General features: G+C 63.5%; 14 protein-coding genes and 1 pseudogene. 10 read left to right on the top strand and 5 right to left on the bottom strand.

The window, feature by feature from the left end; genetic code table 11:
* Positions 1 to 8: 8 nt before the first annotated feature.
* A complete protein-coding gene (locus NUH87_RS27010) occupies positions 9 to 1,217 on the bottom strand; it encodes an ammonium transporter (protein ID WP_338523398.1) in 1,209 nt (402 codons plus the stop codon).
* A 345-nt stretch (positions 1,218 to 1,562) separates the two neighbouring features.
* On the opposite strand from NUH87_RS27010, the gene NUH87_RS27005 reads away from it, so the two are divergent.
* The 9 genes from NUH87_RS27005 (at position 1,563) to NUH87_RS26965 (ending at position 13,581) form a co-directional block, all read left to right on the top strand.
* Positions 1,563 to 1,877 (top strand): DUF883 family protein, encoded by a 315-nt coding sequence (locus NUH87_RS27005; protein ID WP_338523397.1) that lies wholly within the window; start codon positions 1,563 to 1,565, stop codon positions 1,875 to 1,877.
* A gap of 1 nt (position 1,878) precedes the next feature.
* Complete coding sequence (locus tag NUH87_RS27000; RefSeq protein WP_338523396.1) at positions 1,879 to 2,256, top strand: phage holin family protein; 378 nt, start codon at positions 1,879 to 1,881, stop codon at positions 2,254 to 2,256.
* A complete protein-coding gene (locus NUH87_RS26995; protein ID WP_338523395.1) occupies positions 2,253 to 2,594 on the top strand; it encodes a hypothetical protein in 342 nt (113 codons plus the stop codon). Before NUH87_RS27000 ends, NUH87_RS26995 begins: the two co-directional genes overlap by 4 nt.
* Positions 2,595 to 2,707: 113 nt before the next feature.
* On the top strand, positions 2,708 to 3,871 hold the full coding sequence (locus tag NUH87_RS26990) for an EAL domain-containing protein (protein ID WP_338523394.1): 1,164 nt from the start codon (positions 2,708 to 2,710) through the stop codon (positions 3,869 to 3,871).
* Positions 3,872 to 3,952: 81 nt separating this feature from the next.
* Positions 3,953 to 5,284, top strand: coding sequence for a deoxyguanosinetriphosphate triphosphohydrolase (locus tag NUH87_RS26985; RefSeq protein ID WP_338523393.1), 1,332 nt, complete (start codon positions 3,953 to 3,955; stop codon positions 5,282 to 5,284).
* 241 nt (positions 5,285 to 5,525) lie between these two features.
* Positions 5,526 to 5,978 (top strand): response regulator, encoded by a 453-nt coding sequence (locus NUH87_RS26980; protein WP_338523392.1) that lies wholly within the window; start codon positions 5,526 to 5,528, stop codon positions 5,976 to 5,978.
* 303 nt (positions 5,979 to 6,281) lie between these two features.
* Positions 6,282 to 6,911, top strand: coding sequence for a response regulator transcription factor (locus NUH87_RS26975; RefSeq protein ID WP_040064687.1), 630 nt, complete (start codon positions 6,282 to 6,284; stop codon positions 6,909 to 6,911).
* Positions 6,912 to 6,919: 8 nt separating this feature from the next.
* Entirely contained in the window at positions 6,920 to 10,567 is a 3,648-nt protein-coding gene (locus NUH87_RS26970) for a transporter substrate-binding domain-containing protein (RefSeq protein ID WP_338523391.1), read from the top strand.
* A 62-nt stretch (positions 10,568 to 10,629) separates the two neighbouring features.
* Complete coding sequence (locus NUH87_RS26965) at positions 10,630 to 13,581, top strand: HD domain-containing phosphohydrolase (protein ID WP_338523390.1); 2,952 nt, start codon at positions 10,630 to 10,632, stop codon at positions 13,579 to 13,581.
* A gap of 6 nt (positions 13,582 to 13,587) precedes the next feature.
* Here the strand turns inward: NUH87_RS26965 and NUH87_RS26960 are convergent, their stop codons facing one another.
* On the bottom strand, positions 13,588 to 14,070 hold the full coding sequence (locus NUH87_RS26960; protein WP_040064690.1) for a GAF domain-containing protein: 483 nt from the start codon (positions 14,068 to 14,070) through the stop codon (positions 13,588 to 13,590).
* On the bottom strand, positions 14,067 to 14,957 hold the full coding sequence (locus NUH87_RS26955; protein ID WP_338523389.1) for an ATP-binding protein: 891 nt from the start codon (positions 14,955 to 14,957) through the stop codon (positions 14,067 to 14,069). Before NUH87_RS26955 ends, NUH87_RS26960 begins: the two co-directional genes overlap by 4 nt.
* Positions 14,958 to 15,124: 167 nt before the next feature.
* On the opposite strand from NUH87_RS26955, the pseudogene NUH87_RS26950 reads away from it, so the two are divergent.
* A pseudogene (locus tag NUH87_RS26950) lies at positions 15,125 to 17,442 on the top strand (response regulator).
* Here the strand turns inward: NUH87_RS26950 and NUH87_RS26945 are convergent.
* Positions 17,429 to 17,887 carry a MarR family winged helix-turn-helix transcriptional regulator gene (locus NUH87_RS26945; protein ID WP_338523388.1) on the bottom strand — a complete coding sequence of 153 codons (459 nt, stop codon included), beginning with the start codon at positions 17,885 to 17,887 and terminating at the stop codon, positions 17,429 to 17,431. The pseudogene NUH87_RS26950 and the gene NUH87_RS26945 overlap by 14 nt on opposite strands.
* Positions 17,884 to 18,369, bottom strand: coding sequence for a glutathione peroxidase (locus NUH87_RS26940; protein WP_338523387.1), 486 nt, complete (start codon positions 18,367 to 18,369; stop codon positions 17,884 to 17,886). Before NUH87_RS26940 ends, NUH87_RS26945 begins: the two co-directional genes overlap by 4 nt.
* Positions 18,370 to 18,452: the final 83 nt, after the last annotated feature.

Genomic DNA, 18,452 nt, shown 5'->3' with positions numbered 1-18,452 from the left:
GGGGCGGATTAGTCCTGGCTCACCGCGCCGATCTTGTGAATCGACAGGTCGGCGCCATGGTACTCCTCTTCCGGACTCAGCCGCAGGCCATGCAGCGCCTTGATCACACCGTACACCGCGAAGCCGCCGACCAGGGCCACCACCACCCCCAGCGCGGTGCCGAGCAACTGGCTGACCAGACTGACACCGCCCAGGCCGCCCAACGCCTGCTGGCCGAAGATCCCGCAGGCAATCCCGCCCCAGACCCCACACAGGCCGTGCAACGGCCAGACACCCAGCACATCGTCGATCTTCCATCGGCTCTGGGTCGCGATAAAGCACCAGACGAACAAGCCGCCCGCCACCGCGCCGGTCACCAGCGCACCCACCGGGTGCATCAGGTCGGAACCGGCACAAACCGCCACCAGGCCGGCCAGGGGGCCGTTGTGCAGGAAGCCCGGGTCATTGCGCCCGATGATCAGCGCCGCCACGGTGCCGCCGACCATCGCCATCAGCGAGTTGACCGCCACCAGCCCGCTCACCCCCTGCAGGGTCTGCGCGCTCATGACGTTGAAGCCGAACCAGCCGACGATCAGGATCCACGACCCCAGGGCCAGGAAGGGGATGCTCGACGGCGCGAACGCCACCAACCGCCCCTCGCGATAGCGACCCTGGCGCGGCCCCAGCAACAGCACCGCCGCCAGCGCCAGCCAGCCCCCCATGGCGTGCACCACCACGGAGCCGGCGAAATCATGGAAGCCGGCGCCGAAGTGCGCCAGCAGCCACGCCTGCAGGCCAAAATTGCCGTTCCAGACCAGGCCTTCGAAAAACGGATAGACGAAGGCCACGATCAACGCGGTGGCGCACAACTGCGGGGCAAAACGCGCCCGCTCGGCAATCCCGCCGGAAATGATCGCCGGAATCGCCGCCGCGAACGTCAGCAGGAAAAAGAACTTCACCAGGCCATAACCGTGGTCGCCACTGATTTGCGCCGCCGGCTGCAAGAAGCCGACGCCGTAGGAAATCCAGTAGCCTATGAAGAAATAGGCCAGGGTCGAGATCGCGAAGTCGCTGAGGATTTTCGACAAGGCGTTGACCTGGTTCTTTTGCCGAACGGTCCCGACCTCCAGAAAGGCGAAACCGGCGTGCATGGCCAGAACCATGACCGCGCCGATCAGAATGAACAGGGTGTTGGAACCATGGACCAGAGTGTCCACAGCGCTTTGCAAGTTTTCCATGGAGACGGCAGACCTGAAGTCAGGGAAAAGCACCAAAGCAGTTCGCTCGCCGCGCATTTCGCACCAGATTGGCGCCACCCAAAACCGATGGCGAACCGGTTTGGCGCAGGGCGAAAAACGAAGCGTGAGCCATCCTTGGGTTTTTTCCGCGTTTTTTGATTATTTAAGGTATGGTTTTCGCAGGCCAAGGCTCCAGGGCGCCCAAATACAGCGCACGTGCCCGGCGCAACGCACCAGCACAAAGCAAAAGCTGTACCAGACAATCGCGGTGAACCTTCACTCAAGGTCCGCACTCGAAACCTGTACAGGCTTTTCACGGATGGCTTTTCACGGAGAAACAACCCCATGACCCGCAAAACGGCACAGACGGCTCAAGAAATCCTGATGGCGGATTTTCAAACCCTGGTCAATGACACGGAGCGCCTGCTGGCGCACACCTCCAGCCTGGCTGGCGAGCAGGCCGACGAGTTGCGCGAGCAGATTCGCGAAAGCCTGCTCAAGGCCCGCGAGACCCTGCAACTGACCGAAGCCTCCCTGCGCGATCGCGGCCAGGCGGCGGTCGAGGCGACCGAAGCCTACGTCCAGGCCAAGCCCTGGCAGTCCGTCGGGATTGCCGCCGGTATCGGCTTCATCATCGGCCTGCTGGCGACGCGGCGCTGATATGGCGGGGGATGAATCGACCGCCAGCGGTTCCTCGACACGCCGCCTGGGCGCGGCCTTCCTCGGTCTGTTGCACAGTCATGTCGAATTGTTCGGCATCGAACTCCAGGAGCAGAAAGCCCGGACCGTCAGCCTGTTGCTGTGCGCCGGACTGACCTTGGTGTTCGCCCTGTTGCTGATGGTGGGACTGTCGGCGCTGGTGCTGATCCTGCTCTGGGACAGTTGGCGCCTGGCCGGCATCATCGGCCTGTGCGTCTTCTACAGCCTGGCCGCGCTGTTCTGCGCCCTGCGTCTGAAAGCGCTGGTCGCCGATGAGTCGTCGCCCTTCCAGGCCACCCTTGAAGAGTTGGCCAACGACCGCGAGCGACTGCTGCCATGAGCCTGCCCGACCTGACCCACGTCCATTCACGCCGGGATATGCGCAAGGCACTGATCCGCCTGCGCATGGAACTGCATCGCCAGGAAATCCGCCATGAGTCCCGGGACCTGCTGCAGCCCTTGCAGCATATGCGTGGCCTGGGCCGGAACTGGCAGGCCAACCTGGGCCTCAAGCACGCGCCGTTGTGGGGAATCGGTATCGTCGCGCTGCTGGGGTTCCTCGGTGCCAAGGGGGCCAAGGGTGGCGGCGTGGAGCGCCTGTCACGCTGGGTCCGCCTGGGTGCCGGCCTGTTGCCGCTGATTCGGCTGGCATTGCGCGCAACCTCCTCCAAAGAGTGATGGCGGCGAAGCTGGCTGCATTCTTGCAGTAGCCAGCGGATCGAGTGCGAACCTTCGGGCTCGCGCTCCGTCGGCCTTGCCCGCCGCAACCAGACCCAGTCCAAGGAGGCTCCGTGATCGACGGGCAACCGCTCGCCTGTTTTCAGCCGTTCATCGATACCGCCACCGGCCGTATCGCCGGCGTCGAGGCCCTCGGCCGACTGCGCCAGGCCAATGGCCAATTGACCTCCGTGGGCCCCTTGTTCGCCGATCCGCGCAGCCCTTCGGCCGCACTGCGACGCCTGGACCGGCAGATCCGCGACAACGCCCTGAGTCGGCTGCACGAAGCGCCCCCGGACTGGTTCCTGAGCCTGAACATGTCGCCACGCTGGATCAGCCGCCTGAGCAACGGCCAGGCCCTGCCCAGCCTCAAGCAACTGGCACAGTACGATGTCGATCCACGGCGCATCGTCTTCGAAATCACCGAACTGGGGGGCGACAGCCTGCGACTGGCCGAAGTGGTCAGCCGCTATCGTGCCGCCGGCGCGCGCATCGCCATCGACGATTTCGGTGCCGGTTATTCACAACTCGATCGGGTGCTGGCCTTGCAGCCGGACATCCTCAAGCTCGACATGCGCCTGTTCCAGGCCGCGGCCCGCGGCGGCCCCAGCAGCGAAGTGGTCAAGGCCCTGGCGCAAATGGCGGAAAAGACCGGCTGCTGGATCATCGCCGAAGGCGTGGAAACCGAGGCCGAGCTGAATTTCGCCCTGGAATGCGGCTCGCGCTACGTCCAGGGCTATCTGTTCGCCAAGGCGGAGCTTGAGTTCTTCGCCACCGATGCCTTTGTCGCCCGCTTCGCCGAACTCAGGGAGCGCTATGTGCGGCAGAAGCTGGCCGAACGCGCCCGCCTGATGAGCCTGCGCCAACAACTGGTCGGTCTCATGGCCACGCTGCAGAGCTGGGCCCAGGCCCAGGCGCCGCTCAGCCAGTTGCCCCGGCCCGACGGCTACCCCTGGCTGCTGCGCTTCTACCAATGCGATCGCCACGGCACCCAACTGACCCCCAACCTGGAATGGTGCAACCAGGCCTGGCAGGCCGACAACAGCTACCTGGGCCACAACTGGTCCTGGCGGCCCTACTTCTATCATCTGCTGGCCGAAGGCTGGGACGAACGGCGGCTGATCCTGTCCAGCACCTATCGCGACGCCACCAGCAACCAGTATTGCCTGACCGCCGGGCAATTCTTCGACAACGGCCAGCGGCTGTTGCTGATCGACATCGATGCCGCCGGCTTATAATGTTTGCTTGCATGGTTTTGCTTGCAGGCACGCGTACTAAACGGGAAGCTGGGGCATCAGTCACCAACGGAGAGCCCCGCCTTGGATTGGCACACCCTGCTTACCCGCGAACGCCTCGGGAAATCGCTGCACAGCCCTGAAGAACTGGGCCGCAGCCCCTTCCACAAAGACCATGACCGCATCATCTTCTCCGGTGCCTTCCGCCGCCTGGGACGCAAGACCCAGGTGCACCCGGTGACCAGCAACGACCATATCCATACGCGCCTGACCCACTCGCTGGAAGTCAGTTGCGTCGGACGCTCCCTGGGCATGCGCGTCGGTGAAACCCTGCGCGACGCCCTGCCGGACTGGTGCGAGCCCAGCGACCTGGGCATGGTGGTGCAATCGGCGTGTCTGGCCCACGACATCGGCAACCCGCCGTTCGGCCACTCCGGCGAGGACGCCATTCGCCACTGGTTCCATCAGGCGGCCGGACGCGGCTGGCTGGACGCCATGAGCACGGCCGAGGCCAACGACTTCCTCAACTTCGAAGGCAATGCCCAGGGCTTCCGGGTGCTGACCCAGCTGGAGTATCACCAGTTCGAAGGCGGTACCCGCCTGACCTACGCCACCCTCGGCACCTACCTCAAGTACCCGTGGACCGCGCGGCACGCCGATTCGCTGGGTTACAAGAAGCACAAGTTCGGTTGCTACCAGAGCGAGTTGCCGATCCTCGAGCAGATCGCCCACAAGCTCGGTCTGCCGCAGCTGGAGGAGCAACGCTGGGCACGCCATCCGCTGGTCTACCTGATGGAGGCCGCCGACGATATCTGCTATGCCCTGATCGACCTGGAAGACGGCCTGGAAATGGAGCTGCTCGACTATGCCGAGGTCGAATCCCTGCTGCTGGGCCTGGTGGGCGACGACCTGCCGGAAACCTACCGGCAACTCGGGCCGCAGGATTCTCGCAGACGCAAGCTGGCGATCCTGCGCGGCAAGGCCATCGAACACCTGACCAACGCTGCGGCCAGGGCCTTCGTCGAGCAACAGGACGCGCTGCTGGCCGGTACCCTGTCGGGGGACCTGGTCGAACACATGCACGGTCCGGCCAAACGCTGCGTCCTCAATGCCAAGGACATCGCCCGCAAGAAGATCTTCCAGGACAAGCGCAAGACGCTCCATGAGATCGGTGCCTACACCACCCTGGAAATCCTCTTGAACGCCTTCTGTGGCGCCGCCCTGGAACAACACGGCGGACGCACGCCATCGTTCAAGCATCGGCGCATCCTCGACCTGCTGGGCAACAACGCCCCACGGCCCGAGTGGCCACTGCACACTTCGTTCCTGCGGGTGATCGATTTCATCGCGGGGATGACGGACAGCTACGCCAGTGAAATGGCCCGGGAAATGACCGGTCGTTCCAGTCCGGTGTAAGCCCATGGCGCCCGCCTTTGATCAAGGCGGGCCGCCTGGCGCGACAAAGCCTACACAGGCGAGAGAATCCACTGATTGATCGTGGCTTCGGCCCACTGAAATAATTGCTGTCCTCTTATGTCTGCCGCCCCACACTCAAGCTGACCTGCCATTCAACAAGCGCCCGATTCCAGGCATATTTTCCTACACAGCGCCTACCTAAGTAGCCTTTCCCGAGTCGACAGGTCGCCCGGAAAACACCATGCCCAAACACAACTTACGCGTGTTGCTGGTAGAGGATCATCCCTTTCAACTGGCCGCCACACAGAGCCTGCTCAACAGCTATGGCTTCCACGCCCTGACACCGACGCTCACGGCCCGGGAAGCCTTGAACGCGCTGGATTCGGCACACACACCGTTCGACCTGATGCTGTGCGACCAGTGCCTGCCGGACGTGCTGGGCCTGGACCTGATCGAAACCGCCTGCCGTAGCGGCATGATCAAGCAGGCGATCCTGCTCAGCAGTCTCAGCAGCGAAGAACTCGCTGTCCTCAGCGCGCTTGCGCTGGAGCGGCGCCTGCCGTTGCTCGGCTGCCTGAGCAAACCGCTGAACGGCGACGCCCTGGAGGCCGCACTGGGCCTGGACAACGATGCCCATGGGACAGCCACTCCTCCCGAACGGTCCGACCTGCCTCGCCCCACCGCGTCTTCGTGACGCCCACTCGCCAGCCCCTGGGTTTCTACCCCGGGGCGGATCACTGCAAAAGCACGCCGACCTATAAGTAGGATATTTCCCAAAGAACCCTAAGACCTTACAAAGAACTCATCTTTCCGTATAACCATTTAACTCAAGACTTAAATAGTTCTTCTCTTTCAAACTTGCGCCAATCGTAAGTCAAAACCCTATTTAGAGTAGGAATATTCCTATACTACCTCTGTAGGGCCCTCCCTTCATGCGCCTGCTTGTCCAACTGAGCTAAGGTTCGCGCTTTCCAAGCAGCTCGTATGGGACTTTATTATGAACTCGGTATTTATCGTCGACGACCACCCCGTTGTCCGCCTGGCCATCAGGATATTGTTGGAACAGGAGGATTGTTATGAAATAGTCGGGGAAACCGATAACGGTGTCGACGCGATGCAAATGGTCCGCGAGTGCATGCCGGACCTGGTGATCCTGGATATCAGCATCCCCAAACTGGACGGCCTGGAGGTCCTGGCCCGCTTCAATGCCATGAACTCGCCACTCAAGACCCTGGTGCTGACCGCCCAGACGCCCAACCTGTTCGCGATGCGCTGCATGCAATCCGGCGCCTCGGGTTATGTCTGCAAGGCCGAAGACTTGAGCGAACTCCTGAGCGCGATCAAGGCGGTATTGTCCGGCTACAATTATTTCCCGAGCCAGGCGCTGATCGGTGCGCGAAAAGAGGGGCCGGAAAACCCGGAGATCGAATTATTCAAACTCGTGAACGACCGGGAACTGATGGTCCTGCAACTGTTCGCCCAGGGACGGACCAACAAGGAAATTGCCAAGGGCATGTTTCTCAGCAACAAGACTGTCAGCACCTACAAGAAGAGACTCATGCAAAAACTCAAGGCCAAATCCCTGGTAGAGCTTATCGAGATGGCCAAACGCAACGCGGTAGTGTGAGAAAACCAATGCCCATGCGCATAAAGGACTATCTGATGGTGATCACAGGCTTGTGCCTGTGCCTGTCAGCGCTTGCAGATACCCAAGGTGTCACCCACTTCTCGTTACTCAGCCGCTCAAGCGCCAGCCACATGGAGGTCGCGCTGGACAAGGATCAGCGGCGCTGGATCCAGGACAGGCGTGAACTGGTGCTTGGCACCTCCGTCCCGGACTACCCGCCCTTCGACATGACCGTCAGCGGGCGTGACTACGAAGGCATCACCGCCGACTACGCCGGCATTCTGGGCAGGGCCCTGGGCCTGTCCATCAAGGTGCAGAGCTTTGCCACCCGGGAAGCCGCCATCAGTGCCCTCGAACAAGGCCGGATCGACCTGCTCGGCAGCGCCAACGGCTTCGAGGCCGTCAACAAGAACATCGCGCTCTCGACCCCCTATGCCATCGACCAGCCGGTGCTGGTCACCCGTGAAGACGAAACCCGCGCCCTCAGCGATGGCCTGGCCGGGATGCGCCTGAGCATGGTCTACCACTACCTGCCGCTGGACGAGATCAAGGCGCTGTATCCCAATGCCACGCTGCAGTTCTACCCCTCCTACCTGAACGCGCTCAACGCCGTGGCCTTCGACCAGGCCGACGTGTTCCTGGGGGACACCATCTCGACCCACTACCTGATCAACAAGGGCTATTTGCGCAATGTGAAAATGGCCAATTTCGGCAAGCACGAGGCCTACGGTTTCAGCTTTGCCGTACGCGGTGACAATGCCGCCCTGCTCGGCGCCGTCAACGCGACCCTCAAGGCGATCCCCACCAGCGAACGCGAGAGCATCGCCCACCGCTGGAGCGCCGGCAGCGACATCCTGCTGACCGACCACAAGCTGCAACTGACGGCGCGCGAAGAGCGCTGGCTCAAGGAGCACCCGGTGGTTCGCGTGGTGGTCAACGAAGCCCTGGCACCGATCACGTTCTTCGACGCCGACAACACCTTCCGTGGCGTCACCGCCGACCTGCTGGAACTGATCCGCCTGCGCACCGGCCTGCGTTTCGAAGTACAGCGCTCGCGCAGCCTGGAAGACATGATCAATCGGGTGAACAACAACCAGGTCGACATCATCGCCGCCGTCAGCCCGACCAATGAACGCGAGAACGTCCTGCATTTCAGCCGGCCCTACATGGAAAACTCGTTCGTGCTGCTGACGGCCAAGGGTCGTGACAGCGCCAGCAATCTGGAGCAGATGCAAGGCCGGCGCCTGGCCGTCATCCGCGGCAACCCGCTGATCGACTACCTGCGCAACGACTTCCCGCAGATCAAGCTGATCGAAACCGACGACAGCCTCAAGGCGGTCGAATTGCTCGCCCAGGGCCAGGCAGACGGCGCGGTGAGTTCACTGGTGATCGCCAACTACCTGATCGCCTCGCAGACCTTCGACGACAAGCTGCAGATCAGCGCGACCATCGGCACCCAGCAGGCCATTTTCGCCCTGGCCACCGCCCGTGGCGCCACGGAACTGAGCTCGATTCTCGACAAGGCGCTGCTGAGCATCGCCCCGGACGAACTGGGCATCATCAACAGCCGCTGGCGCGGCTACTCACCGGCCTCCGACAGCTATTGGCGCAACTATCATCGCCTGATCCTGCAGATCGTCATCGGGGCCGGTGCGCTGCTGCTGCTCTCCCTGGGCTGGAACGCCTACATGCGCCGGCAGATCCGGCAACGCCAACTGGCCGAACGGGCCCTGAGCGACCAGTTCGAATTCATGCGCGCGCTGGTCAACGGCACGCCGCACCCGATCTATGTGCGTGATCGCGAAGGCCGCTTGCAGACCTGCAACGACAGCTACCTGCAGGCCTTCTCGAGCAAACTGGAGGATGTGATCGGCAAGCGGGTCACGGACGCCTACCAGGGCAATGCCTTCGAAGCCCGGGAGTACCAGGCCGACTACCAGCGGGTCATGGACGAAGGCACCGCACAGATCTGCGACCGCACGCTGCATATCGGCGACCGGAGGTTGACCCTCTATCACTGGATCCTGCCCTACCGCAACTCGCTGGGCGAGGTGCAAGGCATCATCGGCGGCTGGATCGATATCAGCGACCGCCGCGAGCTGTTCGAAGAACTGCGCGCGGCCAAGGATCAGGCCGACAGCGCCAACCGCGCCAAGAGCACGTTCCTGGCGACCATGAGCCACGAGATCCGCACCCCCATGAACGCGGTGATCGGCATGCTCGAGCTGACCCTCAAGCGGGCGGACCAGGGCCATCTGGATCGCCCCGCGATCGAAGTCGCCTACAACTCGGCCAAGGACCTGCTGGAACTGATCGGCGACATCCTCGATATCGCCCGCATCGAGTCGGGACGCCTGAGCCTGTCCCCCGAGCGGGTCAACCTGAGCGAGCTGGTGGAGTCGGTGGTCAGGGTCTTCGATGGCCTGGCGCGCCAGAAGCAGCTGGACCTGGTGGTCCAGCTGCCCGAACGGCACAGCATCGGCGACATCCTGATCGATCCCTTGCGCTTCAAGCAGATCCTTTCCAACCTGATCAGCAACGCCATCAAGTTCACCGAGCAGGGCCAGGTCACGATCGGGCTGCTCATGCAGCCCACCGGCGTCGCGCAACGGACGAACATGACCCTGACCGTCCAGGATACCGGCATCGGCATCACCCCCGCCGATCAGGCCCGGCTCTTCGAACCCTTCGTGCAAGCCGACAACTCCGGACACCTGGCCCGCAGTGGGGCCGGCCTGGGCCTGGTGATCTGCCGCAGCCTGTGCGAAATGATGGGCGGCACCCTGAGCCTCTCCAGCCAGCCCGGCGAAGGTACCCGCGTGGTGGTGACCCTGGAACTGGACAGCCTCGAAGCCACGCAAGGCGTCGCCAGCCGCGATCCGGAGCTGGCGCTGCCGCTCCAGGCCCTGAATGTCCTGGTGGTGGACGACCATCCCGCCAACCGCTTGCTGATGTGCCAGCAGCTGGGATTTCTCGGCCACTCGTTCACCACCGCGCAGAATGGCGCGATCGGATTGCAAACCTGGAAAGACGGGCATTTCGACCTGGTGATCGTCGACTGCAACATGCCGGTCCTGAACGGTTACGAGATGACCTGCCAGCTTCGCCAACATGAAGCCAGCCAGGGGCTCGCGCCCTGCGCGGTGTTCGGCTTCACCGCCAACGCCCAACCCGAGGAACGCACCCGCTGCAAGGAAGCCGGCATGGATGACTGCCTGTTCAAACCCATCAGCCTGACCACCCTCAACCAGAAGCTGGCCGACGTCACACCGCGCCCACGCCAGAGCACCTTCAGCCTTGACGGCCTGAACGCCCTGACGGGGGGCGAACCGCTGCTGCTGCGCCGCCTGATCGACGAGCTGCTGAGCAGTTGCCAGTCCGACCGCGAGGAACTGCAAGTGCTGCCCATCAGCGGCGACCTGATTCCATTGATCGACATGGCCCACAAGATCAAGGGCGCGGCACGGATCGCCCAGGCCAACGACCTGGTGGAACACTGCGAAACCCTGGAACAGCAATGCCAGCAGGAAGCCCCGACAGCGCGGATCGAAGCCGCCCGGCAGGCCATTGTGCGCACGCTGCGCGAACTCGAAACGGCCCTGCGCGAACACACGGATCGGCCACCTGAAAAAATGCCCGGCCAGGACAACACCTGAAAGCCGACATTGACTATCCTTGGGCGCTGAGCAGTGCACCCCATCACCCAGGGAGATTGGCGATGCCCCGTCCCATGCAACGCGAAAGACGTCGGCTGGCGCTGCACGTGCACATCAGTATCCTGTTCACCTGCCTGCTGCTGTTGACCGGCACCCTGCTGGGGCTGTTCAACTACAGGCAAACCACGCAGATCATTCTCTCCAGCAGTGAGAAGCTCTTCGGCAGGGTCCAGGAAGATGTGCAGCTTGATCTGCAGAACACCTACCAGCCGATTCGCCATCTGCTGAGCCTGCTGGCCATCGACGATCGCACCCAGGCCCTGACGCTTGCGCAACGGCTGGCACTGCTCAAGCCCTTCACCCAGGCACTGGAGGACAATCCGAACCTGGCGTCGCTGTACCTCGGTTACGCCGATGGCGACTTCTTCATGGTCCGGCCGCTGCGCGACAGCGCCCTGCGCGCCTATTTCAAGGCACCGGACAACGCCGCCTTCCAGGTCTGGAGCATCGAGCGCGACCCCGGGGTCGACGAGGTCAAGTCCGAATCGCTGTTCTATGACGCGGCCTTGCAACTGATCAGCCGCCAGGACAATCACCGCGAAGCCTTCGATCCCCGCGTGCGATCCTGGTTCAACAGCGCCCTGAACGACAGCGACCAGATCACCACCGCGCCCTACCTGTTTTTCTCCACCCACAATGTCGGCACCACCCTCGCCCGGCGCGGCGGCCCGAACGTGGTGATCGCCGCCGACCTGACCCTGGCCGAGCTGTCCGCCACCCTGGACAAGCACAAGGTCACGCCCTCGACCGAGATCGTCCTGTTCGATGAAAACGGCACCGCGGTGGCCTACCCCGACTACGCCAGGCTGATCGGCGGCAGCCACGACGCAGACCTGCCCCGGGTCCAGGACCTGAGCCCGATCCTGCGGCGTTTCATGGAGCCGGGCAGCACCACCGACCACCACCTGGACACCAGGCAGCGGCAATGGATAGTCGCCCATACCCAACTGGCCGAAGGCGGTCCCAAGGGCCTGCAACTGGCCCTGCTGGTGCCGGAGGATGAGCTTCTGGCGGACGCCTACCGGATCCGCTGGCAAGGCGCGCTGATCACCCTGACGATCCTGTTGCTGTGCCTGCCCCTCGGCTGGCTGACCTCCAGGCTGCTGGTCAAGCCGTTGCACGCCCTGGTGCAGGAGGCCGATGCGATTCGCAGCTTCAACTTCAACCACCCGGCGACGCCGCGCTCGCCGGTGCTGGAAGTGGACCGGCTGGCGATCTCGATGACCCGCATGAAGCAGACCCTGGCAAGTTTCTTCGAAATCGCCTCCAGCCTCTCGGCGCAGACCCGCTTCGACCCGCTGTTGCAACGGGTGCTCGAAGAAACCCTGAAAATCGCCCAGGCCCGGGCCGGCCTGATCTACCTGCTGGACAGCGACAGCCGCCAGTTGGAGGCCCATGCCCTGGTCATCGATGGCCTGTCGCAGGAGCCCCGACGATTCGATATCCGCAACGCCGCCGAGGCCGACGAACAGCGCCCGGCCTGGCTCAAGACACTCGATAAGCAAGACAATGTGGTCGCCAGCCTGGGCTTCGAGCAGGCGGCCGACCTGCAACAGGTGATGCTCGCGCTGGGAAGTCCGCGCATTCACCTGATCGGTATTCGCCTGCACAACCGCCATGGCGAAACCGTCGGCGTCCTCACCCTGCTGCTGCCGGACACCGGCACCGAGGCGGACCTGGAGAACCTGCAGCCCGACCGGATCGCCTTCATCAGCGCCATTTCCGGCACCGCGGCCGCCTGCATCGAGAGCCAGCGCCTGCAAGCCCGCCAGAAACAGCTGCTGGACGCCTTCATCCAGTTGCTGGCCGGCGCCATCGATGCCAAGAGTCCCTACACCGGCGGCCACTGCCAACGTGTCCCGGTGCTGACGCTGATGCTCGCCGAGGCCGCCGCGGCCAGCCAGACGCCCGCGTTCAAGGGCTACCAACCCACGGAAGACGAATGGGAGGCGCTGCACGTCGCCGCCTGGCTGCATGACTGCGGCAAGGTCACCACCCCCGAATACGTGGTCGACAAGGCCACCAAGCTGGAAACCCTGTACGACCGCATTCACGAAATCCGCACCCGCTTCGAAGTGCTCAAGCGCGATGCCTGGGTCGATTACTGGCAAGGCCGGGCGCAAGGTGGCAACGAAGCGGCCTTGAGCCAGGCCCGTGATGCCGGCCTCACTGCCCTGGACGAGGATTTTGCCTTCGTCGCCCACTGCAACCTGGGCGGCGAAGCCATGGCCGAGGCCGACCAGGAACGCCTGGAACGCATTGCCCAACGCACCTGGACCCGCACGCTGGACGACCGCCTCGGGGTTTCCTGGGAAGAGAAGCAACGCCAGGAACGCCGCCCGGCCGCCCCCTTGCCGGTCACCGAAAGCTTGCTGGCGGACAAGCCCGAGCACCTGTTCGAACGCAACGAGGCCGAACTGATCCCCGCCGACAACCGCTGGGGTTTCCAACTGGACGTGCCGCCCTACAAATTCAATCGGGGGGAGTTGTACAACCTGAGCATTGGCCGCGGGACACTGACCCGCGAAGAGCGCTACATCATCAACCATCACATGGTGCAGACCATCCTGATGCTTGATCAGTTGCCGTTTCCCGGGCACCTGACCGCCGTTCCGGAGATCGCCGGCGGCCACCACGAAAAAATGGACGGCACCGGTTACCCCAAACGCCTGAAGCGCGAAGACATGAGCCTGCCGGCGCGGATGATGGCGATTGCCGATATCTTCGAGGCGCTGACCGCCGCCGATCGCCCGTACAAGAAGGGCAAGACCCTGAGCGAAGCGCTGGGCATCATGGCCGGCATGTGCCGCGATGCCCATATCGACCCGGAACTGTTCCAGCTGTTTATCCGCGAAGAAATCTACCTGGAATACGCCCGGCAGTACGTCCCGCCCCAGCAGATCGACACGGTGGATGCCGAGTCGCTGCTGGAAAAGGCCGGCCTGGTCGCCTGAACCGCCTCAGCAGTCGGTCAGGCGCAGGAAAATCGCCGCCAGTTGCTCGATACCCGCCTGGTCTTCGAGGGTGAAGCGGGCCAGCCTCGGGCTGTCCAGGTCGAGCACGCCGATCAGGCGACCGTCCTTGACCAGCGGCACCACCAGTTCGCTGTTCGAGGCACTGTCGCAGGCGATATGCCCGGCAAACGCATGCACGTCCTCGACCCGCTGGGTTTGCCGGCTGGCCGCGGCCGTGCCGCAGACACCGCGTCCGAAGGGAATGCGCACGCAGGCGATCTGGCCCTGAAACGGCCCGAGCACCAGCTCCTCGTCGCGATTGAGGTAGAAACCGGCCCAGTTCAGGTCATCCAGCTGATTGAACAGGAAGGCCGAGAACTGCGCGGCATTGGCGATGAAATCGCGCTCGTCCGCCAGCAGCGATTCCAACTGGGCGTGCAACAGCCCGTAGCCGTCCAGGCCGGCACCCGCGTTCTGCAAATCGATCATGGTGTCTGCTCCAACAACTTCAATCCCACCCAGTAGCGCGCAAACTGATAGGCACAGCGCCCATTGCGATTGCCCCGCCCGGTCGCCCAACGGACCGCCTGGATATCCAGTTCTTCGTCACGCTGCCAGGTCAACCCGGCCTTGCGCGCCAACTCGCCCACCCAGTGCTCGACCACGCTGAGGAAGTGCTCCTGGGTGAAGGGGTAGAACGACAGCCACAGGCCGAAACGGTCGGACAAGGCGATCTTGTCCTCCACGGCTTCGCTGGGGTGCAGCTCGCCGTCGACGCGCTTCCAGTTTTCGTTGTCGCTCTCTTTCTCCGGCACCAGGTGCCGGCGGTTCGAGGTGGCATACAGCAGGACGTTGTCCGGAGCCTGTTCGAGGGAACCGTCGAGCACGCTCTTGAGCACGCGGTAGTCGCCCTCGCCGGCCTCGAAGGACAGGTCGTCGCAAAACAGCACGAAGCGCTGGGGGAGCTTGTGCAGCTGTTCCACCACCCGCGGCAGGTCCGCCAGGTGATCGCGCTCGATCTCGATCAGGCGCAGGCCCGCTTTGGCATGTTCGGCGAGCAAGGCGCGCACCAGCGAGGATTTTCCGGTCCCGCGCGAACCCCAGAGCAAGGCATGGTTGGCCGGCAAGCCGTCGAGGAACTGCCGGGTGTTGCGCGCCAACTGCTCGCGCTGCTTGTCGACACCGATCAGGTCGGACAGGCGCATGTCCAGGCTGACCTCCAGCGGCAACAGATAGCCGCTGCGCCCTTCGCGCTGCCAGCGGGCCGCCAGGCAGCCGCTCCAGTCGATGGCCTGGCGCGGTGCGGGCAACAGCGGTTCAAGACGGGCGAGCACCCCCTCGGCACGCTCAAGAAAGGCATTCAATCGAGAATCCACGACTTTTCCTCAGGCAAATTCATACGATGATGTCGCGTTGGCGCCCCCGGGCGCCGACAAGCGCTGGCAGACGGCATGCCACGCGTATCGAGTTCCCCCCTGACGGTGCGCATACCGGATCGGCTATGCTTGCCGGGCGAAGGGAAAGGAAAGTGGTACAGCACCCCATGGATATAAAATTCACCCACCGCTTGTCCTACAAGCAAGCCCGGTTGACGGTACTGGTCGGTTTCATTCTGGGAACACTGCTCAGTCTGCTGCAAATCGGCATCGATTATGCCAGCGAAAGCGCCTCGATCAACGGTGAAATCCTCTCCCTGATGGAAATCAGCCACAACCCGGCGTCGAGGATCGCCTACAACATCGACGCCGAACTGGCGCAGGAACTGGCCCTGGGACTGCTACGCTCGCCGGCCGTGTTGCGCGCGCAATTGATCGATAACAACAATGTCGTCCTGGCCAGCGTCGAACGTCCCCGCCAGGAAGGCAGCTACCGGCTGATCAGCGATTGGCTGTTCGGCGCCAATCGCAGCTTCGAAGACCGGCTTTTTCTCAGCCATTTGCCCGACGAATCCCTGGGCACCTTGCACCTTGATATCGACACCTACACCTTCGGCATCCGTTTCCTGCACCGGGCCGAGGTCACCCTGATCAACGGTTTTATCCGCAGCCTAGTCCTGACCCTCCTCTTGCTCGTGCTGTTCTACACGATGTTGACCAAACCCCTGGTGCGGGTGATCCAGGCCCTCAGCAGCACGCCCCCGGGCCAGCCGAAACAGGCGCGACTGGCGTTCCCCCCGGCCACGAACACGATGAGATCGGCGTGCTGGTCAGAGTGGCCAACCAGCAATTCGAAAACATGAACACCGAGATCCAGCAGCGGCGCAGCGCCGAAAACCGCCTGACCGACTACCTGGGCCAACTGGAAAACATCGTCTCGGCGCGCACCACCGAGCTCAAGGCGAGCAATGCGCGCCTGAGCCAATCCAACGAAGAACTGGAAGTGGCGCGCAGCACCGCCCTGAACATGGCCCAGGCCCGCTCGGCGTTCCTGGCCAACATGAGCCATGAAATCCGCACGCCCTTGAACGGCCTGCTGGGCATGATCGCCCTGTCCCTGGACAGCCCGTTGAACGCCGAGCAGCGCCAGCAGTTGTCGATTGCCCACGACTCCGGAAAAGTCCTGGTGGAACTGCTCAACGACATCCTCGACCTGTCGAAATTCGATGCCGGGCAGTTGGAACTGGAGCGGATCCCCTTCGACCTCGGTGCGCTGATCGAGGACACCGCCAACCTGCTCTCGCAAAACGCCGCCCCCAGCGTCGAACTGGCCTGCCTGATCGACCCGCAATTCCCGGCGCTGGTGCTGGGTGACCCGACGCGGGTGCGGCAGATCGTCAGCAACCTGTTGTCCAATGCCCTGAAGTTCACCCGCTTCGGCCGTGTCGATGTGCGCCTGAGCGCCCACAACAACGGTGTGCGCATCGAAGTCTGCGACACCGGCATCGGGATCGCCCAGGAGGCCCAGGCCAAGATCTTCCAGCCCTTCACCCAGGCCGGCGCCGGCATCACCCGCCAGTTCGGCGGTACCGGACTGGGGCTGACCCTGACCTACAACCTGTGCGAGGCCATGAAAGGCCGCCTGACCATCAATTCCGAAGTCGGCTTCGGCAGCCAGTTCTGCGCCGAACTGCCGTTGCCCGGCCACACACCGGCGGCGACCCAGCGGCCACTCAGTGGCAAGGTGATCGCCGTGACCTCAAGCACCAGCGGCCTATGCGAACTGCTCGGCCACCAGCTGCCGGCCTGGGGCCTGGACTATCAGCACCATGGGCTGGACGACAGCCTGGCGGGCCTCACGCCCGACCTGTTGATCACCGACTGCCCCGAATGCCTGTTCGGACTGCGCCCGGCGATCAGCGCACCGATCCTGCTGGTCACCGCCTATGGCAACTTCATGCCCAGCGAACAGGCCAGCGCCCTCGCTCCGTTGCAACAGCAGGCCCGGCCCCTGGCCCGCAACGCGCTGTACCAGACGCTGGCGCGCATCCTGCTGGCCGACGACCCGGCCGAGCGCGAGGTTCAGCCCCGGGACAAGCCTTCGTCACGGCGCGCGCGCATCCTGTTGGTGGAGGACAATCCGGTCAATCAACTGGTGGCCAAGGGCATGCTCGGCAAGCTGGGCTGCGAGGTGACGGTTGCCGCCCACGGCGGCGAGGCCCTGGGCCAGTTGGAACAGCAGGAGTTCGACCTGGTGCTGATGGATTGCAACATGCCGGTCATGGACGGTTACGAAGCCAGCCGGCAGATACGCCGCAGCGGGCGCTGGCCGAACCTGCCGATCGTGGCCCTGACGGCCAATGCCATGCCCGAGGAGCGTGAGCGCTGCCGGGCCGCGGGCATGAACGATTACCTGGCCAAGCCGTTCCGCCGCGAAGAGCTGATGGCCCTGCTCGAACAGTGGGTCCCCGCTACAGTGGCTTGAGCTGCATCAGCAATTGGTCGAGGCCGTCGCGCAGGGCGTCCAGCCGGGTCAGATCCACGCCGCTGTCGCAGAGCAGGCGGGTCTTGATCGGCAGCACGTCGGCGCGCAGGGCCACTCCGGCGGGGCTCAGGCTCAGGTGGACTTCGCGCTCGTCAAGGGCCGAACGCCGCCGCTGCACCAACGCCATCTGCTCAAGACGCTTGAGCAGCGGCGTCAGCGTCCCCGAATCCAGCACCAGGCGCTCGCCCAGGGCCTTGACCGTGGGTTGCGCCGGCGGGACGTCGTGCCACTCCCACAACACCAGCATCACCAAGTATTGCGGATAGGTCAGGCCCAACTGTTCCAGCATCGGCTTGTAGCCTCGAATGACCGCCCGTGAAGCGGCGTAGAGCTTGAAGCAGAGCTGGTTGTCGAGGCTCAGCGAATCGCTGGACAGGTCATTCATTTAAGCAGGGCTTCGATCTCGCGGGTGAGGTTCTCGGGCTTGGTGGTCGGCGCGAAGCGCTTCACCAGGCGGCCGTCCTTGCCGATCAGGAACTTGGTGAAGTTCCACTTGATGCCCTGGGACCAGAGCAGGCCCGGCGCGCGCTTCTTCAGCTGGACGAACAGCGGATGGGCACCGTCGCCGTTGACTTCGATCTTCTTGAACAGCGGAAAGCTGACGCCGTAGTTCAGCTCGCAGAACTCGGAAATCGCCCCTTCGTTCCCCGGCTCCTGCTTGCCGAACTGGTTGCAGGGAAAACCGAGCACCACCAGCCCCTGGTCCTTGTAGTCCTGCCAGAGCTGCTCAAGCCCTTTGTACTGTGGGGTGAAACCGCATTTGCTGGCGGTATTGACCACCAGGATCGCCTTGCCGGCGAAGTCAGCCAGGGTCTTTTGCTCGCCCTTGATAGTGGTGCAAGGGATGTTCAGCAGGTTATCGCTCATGACAGTTCCTCCAATGAATGCCGAGCAAGATAGCGAGCAATTGAATTGCACACAATTCAATCACCCGGAATGATGGCTCCTCA

It is taken from the genome of Pseudomonas batumici, from assembly GCF_036585405.1.
GTDB classification, from domain to species: domain Bacteria; phylum Pseudomonadota; class Gammaproteobacteria; order Pseudomonadales; family Pseudomonadaceae; genus Aquipseudomonas; species Aquipseudomonas batumici.
The sequence above is the reverse complement of the archived record's forward strand: the minus strand, read 5'-3'. Positions and strand labels throughout refer to the sequence as shown.

Bases quoted from the DNA above. Each gene is read 5' to 3' on its own strand.
- NUH87_RS27010 (WP_338523398.1), bottom strand. From the start codon at position 1,217: ATGGAAAACTTGCAAAGCGCTGTGGACACTCTGGTCCATGGTTCCAAC.
- NUH87_RS27005 (WP_338523397.1), top strand. From the start codon at position 1,563: ATGACCCGCAAAACGGCACAGACGGCTCAAGAAATCCTGATGGCGGAT.
- NUH87_RS27000 (WP_338523396.1), top strand. From the start codon at position 1,879: ATGGCGGGGGATGAATCGACCGCCAGCGGTTCCTCGACACGCCGCCTG.
- NUH87_RS26995 (WP_338523395.1), top strand. From the start codon at position 2,253: ATGAGCCTGCCCGACCTGACCCACGTCCATTCACGCCGGGATATGCGC.
- NUH87_RS26980 (WP_338523392.1), top strand. From the start codon at position 5,526: ATGCCCAAACACAACTTACGCGTGTTGCTGGTAGAGGATCATCCCTTT.
- NUH87_RS26975 (WP_040064687.1), top strand. From the start codon at position 6,282: ATGAACTCGGTATTTATCGTCGACGACCACCCCGTTGTCCGCCTGGCC.
- NUH87_RS26970 (WP_338523391.1), top strand. From the start codon at position 6,920: ATGCCCATGCGCATAAAGGACTATCTGATGGTGATCACAGGCTTGTGC.
- NUH87_RS26965 (WP_338523390.1), top strand. From the start codon at position 10,630: ATGCCCCGTCCCATGCAACGCGAAAGACGTCGGCTGGCGCTGCACGTG.
- NUH87_RS26960 (WP_040064690.1), bottom strand. From the start codon at position 14,070: ATGATCGATTTGCAGAACGCGGGTGCCGGCCTGGACGGCTACGGGCTG.
- NUH87_RS26945 (WP_338523388.1), bottom strand. From the start codon at position 17,887: ATGAATGACCTGTCCAGCGATTCGCTGAGCCTCGACAACCAGCTCTGC.
- NUH87_RS26940 (WP_338523387.1), bottom strand. From the start codon at position 18,369: ATGAGCGATAACCTGCTGAACATCCCTTGCACCACTATCAAGGGCGAG.